12 protein-coding genes are annotated in these 13,391 nt (G+C 69.3%); 7 read left to right on the top strand and 5 right to left on the bottom strand.

Annotated elements, in window-relative coordinates; genetic code table 11:
• Positions 1-152: 152 nt before the first annotated feature.
• The 5 genes from fabF (at position 153) to scpA (ending at position 7,589) form a co-directional block, all read left to right on the top strand.
• Positions 153-1,412: a beta-ketoacyl-ACP synthase II gene (gene fabF, locus GHC57_RS01430; protein ID WP_153340406.1), complete on the top strand. Its 1,260-nt coding sequence runs from the start codon at positions 153-155 to the stop codon at positions 1,410-1,412.
• A 10-nt stretch (positions 1,413-1,422) separates the two neighbouring features.
• Positions 1,423-2,562, top strand: coding sequence for an endolytic transglycosylase MltG (mltG, locus tag GHC57_RS01425; RefSeq protein ID WP_153340404.1), 1,140 nt, complete (start codon positions 1,423-1,425; stop codon positions 2,560-2,562).
• Between the two features lie 193 nt (positions 2,563-2,755).
• Positions 2,756-3,115, top strand: a complete 360-nt coding sequence (locus tag GHC57_RS19440) for a TraR/DksA family transcriptional regulator (RefSeq protein WP_211369096.1) — start codon at positions 2,756-2,758, stop codon at positions 3,113-3,115.
• Between the two features lie 149 nt (positions 3,116-3,264).
• Positions 3,265-5,397, top strand: coding sequence for a methylmalonyl-CoA mutase family protein (locus GHC57_RS01415; RefSeq protein WP_153340402.1), 2,133 nt, complete (start codon positions 3,265-3,267; stop codon positions 5,395-5,397).
• Positions 5,394-7,589: a methylmalonyl-CoA mutase gene (scpA, locus tag GHC57_RS01410; RefSeq protein WP_153340400.1), complete on the top strand. Its 2,196-nt coding sequence runs from the start codon at positions 5,394-5,396 to the stop codon at positions 7,587-7,589. Before GHC57_RS01415 ends, scpA begins: the two co-directional genes overlap by 4 nt.
• Before the next feature lie 566 nt (positions 7,590-8,155).
• Here scpA and GHC57_RS01405 read toward each other — a convergent pair.
• The 3 genes from GHC57_RS01405 to GHC57_RS01395 all read right to left on the bottom strand — a co-directional run bounded on the left by GHC57_RS01405 (position 8,156) and on the right by GHC57_RS01395 (position 10,291).
• On the bottom strand, positions 8,156-8,524 hold the full coding sequence (locus GHC57_RS01405) for a type II toxin-antitoxin system HicB family antitoxin (RefSeq protein ID WP_153340398.1): 369 nt from the start codon (positions 8,522-8,524) through the stop codon (positions 8,156-8,158).
• 37 nt (positions 8,525-8,561) lie between these two features.
• Positions 8,562-9,446 (bottom strand): class I SAM-dependent methyltransferase, encoded by an 885-nt coding sequence (locus GHC57_RS01400; RefSeq protein WP_153340396.1) that lies wholly within the window; start codon positions 9,444-9,446, stop codon positions 8,562-8,564.
• Positions 9,447-9,586: 140 nt separating this feature from the next.
• Entirely contained in the window at positions 9,587-10,291 is a 705-nt protein-coding gene (locus tag GHC57_RS01395; RefSeq protein WP_153340394.1) for a hypothetical protein, read from the bottom strand.
• Between the two features lie 109 nt (positions 10,292-10,400).
• On the opposite strand from GHC57_RS01395, the gene GHC57_RS01390 reads away from it, so the two are divergent.
• On the top strand, positions 10,401-11,201 hold the full coding sequence (locus tag GHC57_RS01390; RefSeq protein ID WP_153340392.1) for an exodeoxyribonuclease III: 801 nt from the start codon (positions 10,401-10,403) through the stop codon (positions 11,199-11,201).
• Positions 11,202-11,567: 366 nt separating this feature from the next.
• Positions 11,568-11,816 carry a hypothetical protein gene (locus GHC57_RS01385; protein WP_153340390.1) on the top strand — a complete coding sequence of 83 codons (249 nt, stop codon included), beginning with the start codon at positions 11,568-11,570 and terminating at the stop codon, positions 11,814-11,816.
• 9 nt (positions 11,817-11,825) lie between these two features.
• On the opposite strand, the gene GHC57_RS01380 is transcribed toward GHC57_RS01385, so the two are convergent.
• Both GHC57_RS01380 and GHC57_RS01375 read right to left on the bottom strand, forming a co-directional pair.
• A complete protein-coding gene (locus tag GHC57_RS01380) occupies positions 11,826-12,638 on the bottom strand; it encodes a DUF2189 domain-containing protein (RefSeq protein WP_153340388.1) in 813 nt (270 codons plus the stop codon).
• Positions 12,639-12,766: 128 nt separating this feature from the next.
• Positions 12,767-13,321: a hypothetical protein gene (locus GHC57_RS01375; RefSeq protein WP_153340386.1), complete on the bottom strand. Its 555-nt coding sequence runs from the start codon at positions 13,319-13,321 to the stop codon at positions 12,767-12,769.
• Positions 13,322-13,391: the final 70 nt, after the last annotated feature.

Genomic DNA, 13,391 nt, shown 5'->3' with positions numbered 1-13,391 from the left:
TTGGTGGTTCGGCGCCGGCCGCGGACGAGCGCGGGTCCTGGCCTGCCGAGCGGGCGCGATCTCGATCGGGCGCTCCGCCTGCCTGGACTGGTGGTCCCGCCGGCGGGCCCCGTGTGCACACAGCAGATGGCACGGGACATATGGTTAGGGAAATGAGACGAGTCGTCGTCACCGGACTGGGCATGGTCACCCCGCTGGGGACTGGGGTGCCGTTCAACTGGGACAGTATCACGAACGGCCGGTCCGGCATCCGGGCGATTGAAGCGTTCGAAGTGTCCGATCTCCCCTCCCGTGTGGCCGGCATGGTGCCGCGCGGCGACCAGCCGGGGGCGTTCGACGCGGATCAGACCGCCAGCCCGAAGGAACGCCGCCGCATGGACGAGTTCATCGTCTTCGGCATGGCGGCGGCCGACGAGGCGGTGAAGGATTCCGGCTGGACGCCCGAGGCCCCCGAGGACTGCGAGCGCAGCGGCGTCATGATCGGGTCCGGCATCGGCGGCCTGAAGGGCATCGCCGAAGGCGCGGTGACGCTTGAGAAGTCCGGTCCCCGCCGCATCAGCCCGTTCTTCATCCCGGCGAACCTCATCAATCTCGTCTCCGGTCATGTCTCCATCCGGCACGGGTTCAAGGGTCCGAACCACGCGGTGGTGACGGCCTGCTCGACGGGTGCGCACGCCATCGGCGACGCCAGCCGCCTGATCGCATTCGGCGACGCCGACGTGATGGTGGCCGGCGGCGCGGAATCGGCTGTCTGCCGCCTGGGTCTGGCCGGGTTTTCCTCGGCCAAGGCGCTGTCCACCGGGTTCAACGATCGGCCGTCGGCGGCCTCCCGGCCCTGGGATCGGGACCGTGACGGCTTCGTCATGGGCGAGGGCGCCGGCGTCGTCGTGCTTGAGGAGCTGGAGCACGCCCGTCGGCGCGGCGCCAAGATCTACGCCGAAATCAGGGGCTACGGCCTGTCCGGCGACGCCTACCACATCACGGCGCCCGTGGAGGACGGCAACGGCGGGTTCCGCGCCATGCAGGCCGCCCTGCGCAACGCCGAACTGAACCCCGAGGATATCGACTACATCAACGCCCACGGCACCTCGACCCCGTTGGGGGACGAGATCGAACATTCCGCCGTCAAGCGTCTGTTCGGCGAACACGCCAAGTCGGTGTCCATGTCCTCGACCAAGTCGGCGATCGGGCACCTGTTGGGCGCCGCCGGCAGTGTCGAGGCGATCTATTCGATCCTGGCGCTGAAGAATGGCGTCATTCCGCCGACCCTGAACCTGGACAACCCCTCCGACGGCTGCGACATGGACCTTGTGCCGCACGAAGCCAAGGAACGGTCGGTGCGCTACGCCCTGTCCAACAGCTTCGGGTTTGGCGGCACCAACGCCTGCCTGATCTTCGGGCACGCGCCCTGAGCGTGGTCCGATGAGCGAGGATCGCCAGAGTCCGGGCGACGCCGAGGCCCCGCCCGGCGCCGACCGGCCCGCCCAGCCGGGCGTCGACCAGGGCGCCGGCGCCGGTGGTCGCGGCTCGGGCCCACCCCGAGCGCGTCGACGGCGCGGCGGCGGCGTTGTCCGGGCGCTGGTCACGCTGGTGTCCCTGCTGGCCGGCATCGCGGTGGTCGGGGCCTACGCCGGCTGGCGGTATCTGCAGGATGCCTTCACCACGCCCGGCCCTCTGACGGAGCCGGTCACGGTGGTCGTGCCCCAGGGCGCGACTCTGGGGTCGATCGCGGGCCAACTGGCCGATGCGGGCGTGATCCGGGATGCCACGATCTTCGAATGGGGCGCGCGGCTGGCCGAGCGGGCCCGCGACCTGAAGGCCGGGGAATACCGCTTTGATGTCGCGGTCACACCGTCGGGGGCCCTGGACATCCTGACCCGCGGTGACGTGGTCGCGCGCAAGGTGACCGTCAGCGAGGGCCTGACCACCCATCAGATCCTGGACGTGGTGCGGAGCGCCGAGGGGCTGGAGGGAGCCGTCACCCTGGACCCGCCGGAAGGCAGCCTGCTGCCCGAGACCTACCACTTCACGCTGGGCGATACGCGCGACGCCATCCTGCGCCGCATGATGGCGGCGATGGATGAGACCGTGGCCGAACTTTGGCCGGAGCGGCAGGAGGGGCTGCCGATCGAGACGCCCGAGGACGCGGTGATCCTGGCCTCCATCGTGGAGAAGGAAACCGGGCTGGCCAGCGAGCGCGCCCATGTGGCCGGGGTGTTCATCAACCGCCTGCGCAAGGGCATGCGGCTGCAGTCCGACCCGACGGTGATTTATGGCATCACCACCACAGGGTCGTTGGGGCGTCCGTTGCTGCGGTCCGATCTGAGGGAAGAGACGCCCTACAATACCTACGTGATCGGCGGCCTGCCCCCCGGTCCCATCAGCAATCCGGGGCGCGACACCATCGCCGCCGTGCTGAACCCCAAGGACACGGACGACCTGTTCTTCGTCGCCGACGGGACGGGCGGCCATGCCTTCGCCCGCACGCTCGCCGAACACAATCGCAACGTGGCGAAGTGGCGGCGGTTCCTGCGCGAACAGCGGGCCGGGTCCGCCGACTAGCGTGACCTCGGCGCGCCCGCCAGACGGTCGCGGCGGGGGCGCCGGCGCCCGTTAAGGCTTTTCGACGCCCCATGCGTCGTGTCATGATTCGAACACCGAAAGCGGCTGCCGCCCGGCCCGCTGTCCCTGCACGGGGCCGGCGCGGCGGGGTGCGCCGTGCTGTGAACCGAGTTCCTGTCAGGGGAGAGTGGGCTTGACCGAACGGACGGACCTGGACCTCGACGCCCTCCGGGCGAAACTGACGGCCCACCGCGAGGACGTGCTGGCCGACGAGGCGGCGACGGCGGGTGATCGCGCCGTGGTGGACGCCGGCGACACGGCCATGGGGCGGCTGTCCCGCATGGATGCCCTGCAGCATCAGGCCATGGCGCAGGAGACCGAGCGCCGCCGGCAGGTCGAGCTGAAACGCATCGACGCCGCCCTTGAGCGCATGAAGGAGGGCGAGTACGGCTTGTGCGTCCATTGCGGCGAGTCCATCGCGACCCGCCGGTTGGAGTTCGACCCGGCGGCCCCCCTGTGCATCACCTGCGCCAGCGCGGCCAAGTCCGGATGACGCGACCGTTGCCACGGCATGCTCGATGATGCGGCCGCGAAACGAAAGACCGCGCGCCGTGTCGCGTTGAAGGAACGCGCGGACCTTTGCTAAGCTTCGCGTCCCGATTCCCACGGATTCCCTGTTGGACACCGGAAGGGTTCTCCCACATGACGGATACCCCGCTGCGCTTCGCCGAGGATTTCGCCCCGGCCAGCCACGCCGACTGGATGGCGCTGGTCGAGAAGGCTCTCGACGGCGCCCCCTTCGACAAGAAGCTCGTTTCCCGCACCCTGGAGGGCCTGGCCATCCAGCCGCTGTACAGCCGGGAGCACTGGCCGGCGGCCGATGACCCCTCCGGCATGCCGGGCGCGATGCCGTTCACGCGCGGCCGCACGCCGCTGGCGCAGGCGGACAGCGGGTGGGATGTCCGCCAGCTTCACGCCAACCCCGACGTGGCCGCCACCAAGGCCGCCATCGCCGACGATCTGGCCAACGGGGTCACCTCGCTGCTGATTCGGCTGGATGCCGCCGGCCGCGCCGGGCTCGACGCGGACGATCCGACCGCCGCCGACCTGTTCGGTCAGGGCGGTCTGTCGCTGTCATCCATGGCCGCGTGGGATCAGGTGCTGGCGGACGTGGACCTGCGCCGGGTGCCGATCGCGCTCCAGGCCGGCCCTCAGGCCCCGGTTGCGGCGGCCATGCTGACGGCGCTGTGGTGCCAGCGTGGCGTGACCGAGTTCGACGCCAAGGGCGCGTTCAACATCGACCCGCTGGGCGCGCTGGCCGAGTTCGGCACCCTGCCGACCGGCATCGACACGGTGCTGGGCCACATGGCCTCCATCGCCGACAAGACGGCGCGGACCTTCCTCGAGGGCAAGGTCACCGCGGTCGGGGTCGATTCGGCCCCGTACTACGATGCCGGCGCCAGCGAGGCGCAGGATCTGGCCTGTTCCATGGCCACCGCCGTCGCCTATCTGCGGGCGATGGAAGAGGCCGGCGTCCCCATCGATGACGCCTGCGGACAGATCGCCTTCTCGTTCTCGCTGGGGACCGACCAGTACCTGAACATCGCCAAGCTGCGCGCCGCCCGCCTGATGTGGGCGCGCATTGCCGAGGCCTGCGAGGCGTCCGAGCCGGCCCGGGCCGCGCGCATCCACGCGGTGACCGCCGGGCGCGTGCTGACCCGCCGCGACCCCTGGGTGAACCTGCTGCGCGGGACCATGGCCTGCTTCTCGGCCGCCGTCGGTGGGGCGAACAGCATCACCGTGATGCCGCACGACGCCGCGCTGGGCCTGCCGAGCCCACTGGCGCGCCGCATTGCGCGCAACACGCAGTTGATCCTGCAGGAGGAAAGCCACCTGAACCGGGTCATCGACCCGGCCGGCGGCTCCTGGGCGCTGGAGTCCCTGACGCAGGATCTGGCCGGCGCGGCCTGGGCTCTGTTCCAGGACATCGAGAAGGGCGGCGGTATGGCCGAGGCGCTCACCTCCGGCCGGATCGCCGCGCAGATCGCGGAGGTGCGCGAGGCGCGCCGCAAGGACATCGCCAAGCGCAAGGCCCCGATCACCGGCATTTCGGAATTCCCCAATCTGGGCGAACCCGCGCCGGAACTCGCCGATCCGGACATGGATGCGCTGCGCGCCGAGGCCGGCAAGGCGCTGGCGGCGGTCCGCGAGGATGCGACCTGCGACATTTTCGCCGTGGAGGGCGCGGCCGAGGAGCTGGAGTCCCTGCCCACCGAGATCGCCACCGCCACCATCAAGGGCGCGACCCTGGGGGAACTGGCGCGGGCCTCGACGCAGGAGGGCGCCCGGACCATCGAGATCGCGCCGCTGCCGTCGTACCGGCTGGCCGAGGACTTCGAGGCCCTACGCGATGCCGCCGACGAAATGCTGGAGGGCACCGGGGCCCGGCCGTGTCTGTTCCTGGCCAACCTGGGGCCCATCGCCCATCACACCGCCCGCGCGACCTATGCCCGCAACCTGTTCGAGGCCGGCGGCATCGAGTGCCTCACCAACACCGGCTTTTCCGACGCCGAGTCCTGTGCCGAGGCGTTCCGGGACAGCGGCGCCCGCGCCGCCGTGCTGTGTTCGTCCGACAAGGTCTACGCCGACATGGCCGAGGATGCGGCCCGCGCGCTGAAGGCGGCGGGCTGCGCGGTGCTCCACCTCGCCGGCCGACCCGGGGAGAAGCAGGCCGCCTTCGAGGCCGCCGGCATCGACCATTTCATCTACATGGGGTGCGACGTGCTGGGCACGTTGCAGGGCCTCCACGCCGATCTGGGAGTGACCAGCCGATGAGTGCGATCCCCGACTTCACCGGCGTTGCCTTCGACCCGAAGGGCAGCGGAGACCTGGACGACTGGCGCGCCGCGGCCACCGAGGACGCGGGGCGGTCGCTGGACGAAATGACCTGGCAGACGCCCGAACACGTGCCGGTCAAACCGCTCTACACCGCCGCTGATCTGGACGGGCTGGACTTCCTGGACACGGTGCCGGGCAAGGCCCCGTTCGTGCGCGGGCCCTATCCGACCATGTATGTGCAGCGGCCCTGGACCATCCGCCAGTACGCCGGGTTCTCGACGGCCAAGGACTCCAACGCCTTCTATCGCCGCAACCTGGCGGCGGGTCAGAAGGGGCTGTCGGTGGCCTTCGACCTGGCCACTCACCGGGGCTATGACAGCGACCACCCGCGCGTCTCCGGCGATGTGGGCATGGCCGGTGTGGCCATCGACTCCATCCTGGACATGCGCCAGTTGTTCGACGGCATCCCGCTCGACAAGATGAGCGTGTCCATGACCATGAACGGCGCCGTGCTGCCGGTGCTGGCGCTGTACATCGTGGCGGCGGAAGAGCAGGGGGTGAAGCCGGAGCAACTGGCGGGGACCATCCAGAACGACATCCTCAAGGAGTTCATGGTCCGCAACACCTACATCTATCCGCCCATGCCCTCCATGCGGATCATTTCGGACATCTTCGCGTTCACGTCTCAGAAGATGCCCAAGTACAACTCCATCTCCATTTCCGGCTATCACATGCAGGAAGCCGGCGCGACCGCCGACCTGGAGATGGCCTACACCCTGGCCGATGGCGTGCAGTACGCCCGCGCCGGCATGGACGCGGGACTGTCCATCGACGCCTTCGCGCCGCGCCTGTCGTTCTTCTGGGCGGTGGGCATGAACTTCTACATGGAGGTGGCCAAGCTGCGCGCCGCGCGCCTGCTGTGGGCGCGACTCATCAAGCAGTTCGACCCGAAGAGCGAGAAGTCGCTGTCGCTGCGCACGCACTGCCAGACCTCGGGCTGGTCGCTGACCGCGCAGGACGTGTTCAACAACGTGGCGCGCACCTGCATCGAGGCCATGGCCGCCACCCAGGGCCACACCCAGTCGCTGCACACCAACGCGCTGGACGAGGCGCTGGCGCTGCCGACGGACTTCTCGGCCCGCATCGCCCGCCAGACCCAGTTGTTCCTGCAGGAAGAGGCGGGCACCAACCGGATCATCGACCCGTGGGGCGGCAGCTACTACGTGGAGCGCCTGACCCACGATCTGGCCGCCCGCGCCTGGGCGCACATCCAGGAGGTGGAGGCCGAGGGCGGCATGGCCAAGGCCATCGAGGCCGGCATCCCCAAGATGCGCATCGAGGAGGCTTCGGCCCGCACTCAGGCCCGCATCGACAGCGGGTTGCAGACCGTCGTGGGCGTCAACAAGTACCGCGCGACCGGCAAGGACAACATCGAGGTCCTGAAGGTCGAGAACGCCGCCGTGCGTCGCGAGCAGGTGGAGAAGCTGGAGCGCCTGCGCGCCGCGCGTGACTCCGAGGCCCTGCGCCCGCACCTGGAGGCCCTGACCAAGGCCGCCGAGACCGGCGAGGGCAACCTGCTGGAACTGGCTGTCAACGCCGCCCGTGCCCGGGCCAGCGTGGGCGAGATCTCGGATGCCCTGGAAAAGATCTATGGCCGCCACAAGGCCGATATCCGCGCCATCTCGGGCGTCTACGGACGGGAGGTCAGCGCCGTGTCCGATGTCTTCAACCGTGTGAAGGGCATGGTCGAAACATTCGAGGCCAACGACGGTCGCCGGCCGCGCATTCTGATCGCCAAGATGGGTCAGGACGGCCACGACCGGGGCCAGAAGGTGATCGCCACCGCGTTCGCCGACCTTGGGTTCGATGTGGACATCGGCCCGCTGTTCCAGACCCCGGAAGAGGCGGCCCGGCAGGCGGTCGAGAACGACGTTCACATCGTCGGTGCGTCGTCGCTGGCGGCGGGGCATCTCACCCTGGTGCCGGAACTGCGCAAGGCGCTGGACAAGGAAGGCCGCGACGACATCATGATCGTGGTCGGTGGCGTGATCCCGCCGCAGGACTTCGACGCCCTGATGGAGGCCGGGGCCAAGGCCATCTTCCCGCCGGGCACCTCGATCCCCGAAGCCGCCATCGACCTGATGGCCAAGCTGAACGAGTCGCTGGGCTACGCCACCAAGGCGGCGTAGGCCGGCGGTCATCCCCTGGCCGCACAATCCGTTCGGGTTGGCGGGGCACCACCCAAACGCCTCCCCCCTTCTGGGGGGAGGTCGGGAGGGGGGAAGCGCCCACGCGTGGGATGCGTTCGACCGCCGCGATAGCGGCGGGCAACGCGCCGATGGCCTTCGTCGTCATCCTGAATGGCCAACGACCACGACGGATCTCGGGCGCCGATGACCAGACCTGCTGCGGGATATGACGACGGCAGGGAGGAGACGCCTCGCCTTGGTGTCTTTGTGCCTTGGTGGTTCCAATCCTGGCAGGCGTTCGGAAGAAGAGACCACCAAGACACCAAGGCACCAAGGCGTGCGCACCCGGCCGCGCCGACACCACGCGCCTGAACGGGGCAAAGGCACGCGGCCTGCATCCGGGCCATGACACTGGCGACGGCAGTGAAGATCGCGATTGTTGGTCCTGGAAGAACGGTCCTGAATGTTCCGGCGGCGCATTCAGTATGACCGGCAGGTGATCGCGGAAAAAGCGCAACGCCTCTTTCTTATGCCGCCGTATCCTCACGCTGCGCACGGACCAGCTTCTACCGCGCGGCTTCGGCCAGGAAGCGGGAGCGGTTGCCGCGCCCGGCCATCTGATCGATTTCGGCCACAAGGCTTTCGTCCAGGGTCACGTTGTATCGCTGCACCCGCCCGGGCACCGGCACGCTCACCAGGGTGACGCAGACCACGGACTTGTCCGGTTTCCACGTGTCATACTCCAGCGGGGTCGGGTCGGGGAGGGCATCGCCGTCCTCGACCATGCAGGCGATGTGCCCGGTCAGGGCCTCCGTGCCGCCCGCGCCGGCGGCTTCGACGGTGTCGCCTGCGCTGATGCACCCCGGAACGTCGGGGAACGTGATCCCGTAGAGGCTGCCGTCCCGGTCCAAGACGGCTGGATAGGTGCGGCGCATGGCTGGGGTTCCTTCTTCAGTGCAAACCCGATGCCCCTCACCCCACCGGCCGTCCGGCCGCCGGTTTGCGCGGGTCGATCTTGCGCCACAGGCGGGGCAGGCCGTGGATGTCCTCGCCGGGGTACAGGTAGGGCCGGAACTCCAGCACGAAGCCGAGCTGGCTGAGGGTGCGCTCCAACTCGTGGTCGAAGCCCGCGTCGGCGTCGTCGCGCACGTACAGCCCGCCGCCCGTCGCGAGGCAGCGATGGAACAGCGGCAGCATGTGCCGGACCAGCCGCTGCGACAGATGCGGCAGCACGTCCACGCACAGGATCATGTCGAAGAACCCGGGCGGCAGCAGGTCGAAGCGCCAGGTGGGCAGGTGGTAGATCCCGGCCCGCTCGCGCACGGCGAAGTCGCGGGGCTCGGCCACATAGTCCATCACGGGAAGGACGTTGCCGTGCCGGAAGTACTCGGCCTGGGCGATGTAGGCGGCCTCGTCCGACTCCATGGCGCAGTAGACCAGCCCGGGCACCTCCTGGCACCAGATGTTGACCTGCCGGCCCACGCCCGGATGGAAGTCCAGGATGCGGCGGGTCTGCCAGCGCGGCGGGCGCGGGTAGAGGTCCTGGAAGCGGTAGTCCTCGGCGTTGCGGATGTCCAGCGCCAGCGGCCCGGCGGGCAGGGCGGGCAGCCGGCCCTCGCGCCCCAGGCTTTCCAACACCAGACGGGTGACGGCGAAACTCTGGGCGGCGCGGGCGGCATCGGCGCTCGCGTAGAGGGGCGCCGGCGTCCGCGCCGGGTCGAGCAGACTCAGCGCCAGATCAATGGGTTCGGGCGGTTCGTCGGCGTCGTCGCCGGCGGGCGCGATCCATGGCGCGATGCCGGGCGGCAGGGCGCGCAGGTCGGTCTTGCGGCGCTGACGGAACTGGTCAGGGGTCATGCGGGGCCTCTCGCCGGCGGCATCGGGCGGGGGATGGGAGAGAGGGCAGCGGGATGCGGTGCTGCCGTTCGACTATCCCATTCGGGCCGGCTTGGCAAATGCCCGGCGGGCATGACACGGATGGGGTTCACCGCCGGAGGCTAGTACCAATTGTCGCACTTGGCCTGTTCCCGGGCGTAATTCTCCGGCGTGTCCAGCATGCCGTTGCGCCGCGTCCGCTCGGCCTCCAGCGCGTCCAGGATGGGCTGCATGCCCGCATTGATCTCGCGGGCGTGGACCCGGCGGGCTTCCTCCACGGAGCCCACCACGCGCGGGGCTGTGTTGGAGACCAGGTCGCGCAGTCGGGCCTCGATGCGGGGCGCGAAGTCCTTCTGGGTGAAGTAGTAAATGCCGACGTGCTTCTTCTCGTGCGCGTAGGTGACCTCGTAGGCGCAGGAGTGGCGCGGGAAGTCGCGCGAGACATAGACCTTGGTGTCGATCTGGTTGAGATAGGACTCGACACTGCGCAGATAGGCGCAATAGCCGCCGCCTTCGCGGCGATAGACCTGCACGTTGGTGTTGAAGCCGAACTGGGACTGCGTGGCGGTGAGGCCGACCGCCATCTCCTGCGCGCCGCCGTGGGGGCGCCGGTTCAGGGCGTTCTGTTTGATGAACAGGCCGTGGATGTATTCCTTGCGCCGCGTGTGGTCCAGGCTGGCCGTATCGAACCGCGTGCTGAACTCCACCGTGACGGGGCGGCGCTCGCCCGGGCAGCTCGCCGCCACCGCGGGCGCCGGCAAAAGGCCCACCACCATCAGGCCCATCATCAGCAGGCCCAGACCGAGCAGCCGGGCTGTCCACGCCACACCTCGGCGCGCGGACCGCTGTCCTTGAACCGCCGGGCCGTCCTGCGGATGATGGCGCGCCACACCGCTTTTGCCCCCGGGCAGGCCACCTTTCTGGGATCTGCGCACCATGCCGACCATCGCCACCTGGAACGTCAATTCGATCAAGGCCCGCCTTCCTGCGGTCCTCGGCTGGCTGGAAACGGCCCGGCCCGATGTGGTCCTGATGCAGGAGATCAAGACCGTGGACGAGGGCTTTCCGGCCGAACCGCTGGAGGACCTAGGCTATCAATGCGCGGTCCACGGCCAGAAATCATACAACGGCGTGGCGATCCTGTCTCGCATCGGTCTGGAGGACGTGACCCGGGGCCTGCCCGATCGGCCCGGAGAGCCGGACGATTCCGGGGACGAGCAGGCCCGCTACATCGAGGCGGTGGTGGGGGGCACGGACCCGATCCGGGTGGCCTCGATCTACCTGCCGAACGGGAATCCGAGCGACTCGCCCAAGTTCGCCTACAAGCTGGCCTGGATGGAGCGCCTGCGCGCCCATGCGGCGCGGCTGGTGCGGCTGGACGAGACGGTCGTGCTGGGCGGGGACTACAACGTCTGTCCGACCGACGGCGATGTCTATGACCCGGCCGGTTGGGTGGACGATGCCCTGTGCCGGCCGGAAAGCCGGGAACGGTTCCGCGCCCTGCTGCACCTGGGCTACACGGAGGCCATCGCGGTCCGCCATCCCCGACCCGGCGTGTATACCTTCTGGGACTACCAGGGCGGGGCGTGGCAGAAGGACAACGGGTTGCGGATCGACCACCTGTTGCTGTCGCCACGGGCCGCCGACCGCCTGGACGACGCCGATGTGGACCGCACGCCGCGCGGGGCCCCCAAGGCGTCCGATCACACGCCCGTCTGGGTGCGGTTGCGCGCCTGAGGGAACATCAACGCCCCTGGGCACGAACGGTTGCATGCGAAATCTGCATGGGCGTCATGCGCGGGCTGCGATTTTATTCCCGGGCGGGTCACCCCATCTGCTGACTCAAGGCGGGCGGCCATGACAATGGCCGCTTCGCTTCGGCGAGGATCGGTCCGCCCCCCTGTCCGATCCTCGTGCTCCTGCTGGAGCGGAAGGCGCCCGGTCCCTCCCCCCCGACCGGGCGCCTGACCGCTTCTTTTTTTTTGTGGTCTGCCCCTGGCTTGTGATCCGGTTGCGCCGTTGACGATGTCCATGTCCGAGCGTCATGCTCGGGTTCTGGATGTTCCGGCCCATCGCCGATCCGTGTCAGAGAAGGGGGCTCCCATGCCCATGCCCCGCCACGAGCGCAACGCCATCGTCTTCATGCTGCAGCACGTCGTCTACGGACTGGCGGGGGCGGTCAGTTTCGGAGTCAGCCTGCTGTGGTTCGATGTCGGCGGCATCGGCACCCTGGCCATGGCCTCCGAGCACTGGGCGCTGAACCTGGTGCTGTTGTTCGCCGGGCTGTTCGTCACTTTCGGCAGTGTCGCCATCGGGGTCGGGGTGATGAGCCTCGCCGAGGACAAGTACTGATCCCCCGGCTCACTCCGGTGTTCCGCCTGCGTCGTCCGGCACCAGCGTTCTGTAAGCGTGCCAGGACGCATGTCCGATCAGGGGCAGCGTCACGGTCAGGCCGATCAGGAGCGTCACCAACCCGGCCTCGGTGAACACCACGATCAGCCCGGCCCACAGGGCCATGGGCGCCGGATTGCGGACCACGGCCAGGATGCTGGTGACGACCGCTTCGAACACGTCGCTGCGGCGGTCCATCATCATGGGCATGGACACGGCGGCGCACATGAACGCGATGGCCGCGAACACGGCCCCCACCGCGCCGCCCACGGCCAGGAACACCAACCCCTCGGCCGACAGCGTCTGGTTCAGCATGCTGCCCCAGGACATGCTGACGTACGGGAAGAAGATCGCGAACACCAGGGCGGCGAAGCGCAGCCAGATCATCATGAAGAACATCAGCGCGATGCCGAACGACAGCATGTGGACCGGGTTCGTGCGCCACGCGGTCAGCGCCGACCACACGCTCGGCCGTTCGCCCCGCTCAAGACGGCGGCTGATGTCGTAGAAGCCCATGGCCAGCCCCGGGGCCACCAGCATGAATCCGGCGATGGTCGAGGTGATGAGGTACCCCATCCCGGCCAGCGCGAGCCCCAGGCTCAGCAGCAGGCCCGTGCCCGTGAACAGGGCGCCGAGCCCCAGGCTCACCGGCCATGCGGTCACCAGGTCCCGCCAGCCGGCCTGCAACCACTGCCAGGGATGATCCAGGGTGACGGTGGCGACCCTGTCGGACAACACGGGGCGTGATTCGACGGCCGCCGTCGCGGGCGGTTCGGTGGGCATGACGCGGCCTCCCTCCCAGGGGCGCGCGGCCCGCCCCCGGACGGGACGGCCGACGCCCTTTTGTTTCCATCATGGAACAAGAGGGCGTCCTCGGAAAGCCCTGAGACGGGGGCGGCCGTGCGGGCCGATCAGCCGAAGCGGACGACGGTGCCCAGGTCGGGCCGGACGAACATCAGGAAACCGATCGCCAGCACGCCCATGGCCGAGAAGACCACCCACACGGCGGTCTGGGTGCGCCGTGAGATGGGCCGGAACCCGCGCGAGCGCCGCCATCCGACGAACCCGGCCACGATCGGGACCAGGAACGGGAACCCGGCCAGCGCGAAGGGGGCGACGGTCACGATCCACAGGATCAGCACCATCAGGTTGCCGGCCCGCAGATCGACCTTGGGCACGCCGTCGATCAGGTCGGTCATGAACGACGAGAACAGGCCCACCATGACTCCGGCGATGCCGAACACGATCACGCCCGCGAGTTGGAGTTCGGGCGCGGCGCCCTCGCGCGGGGTGCCGAACGTGGCCGTATAAAGCTCCAGGGCCCGGGCCTGCAGGGGCGAGTCCAGGGTGAGCAGCAACGCCGCGGCCAGCGCCCCGAGCGCCCAGCCGAGCGTGGTCACGATCACGGGCGCGCCGCGCGGCTGCGCGAGGTAGCGTTCGTCGTTGGTCGGTTCGTGCAGCGCCACCGGGGTCCTCCGTGTTCAGGCTCTGGTCCGTGCGCGCGGAGCCGCCGCCGCCGGCCGGTCCCGCAAATCC

It is taken from the genome of Roseospira navarrensis, from assembly GCF_009601025.1.
GTDB lineage: Bacteria > Pseudomonadota > Alphaproteobacteria > Rhodospirillales > Rhodospirillaceae > Rhodospira > Rhodospira navarrensis.
The sequence above is the reverse complement of the archived record's forward strand: the minus strand, read 5'-3'. Positions and strand labels throughout refer to the sequence as shown.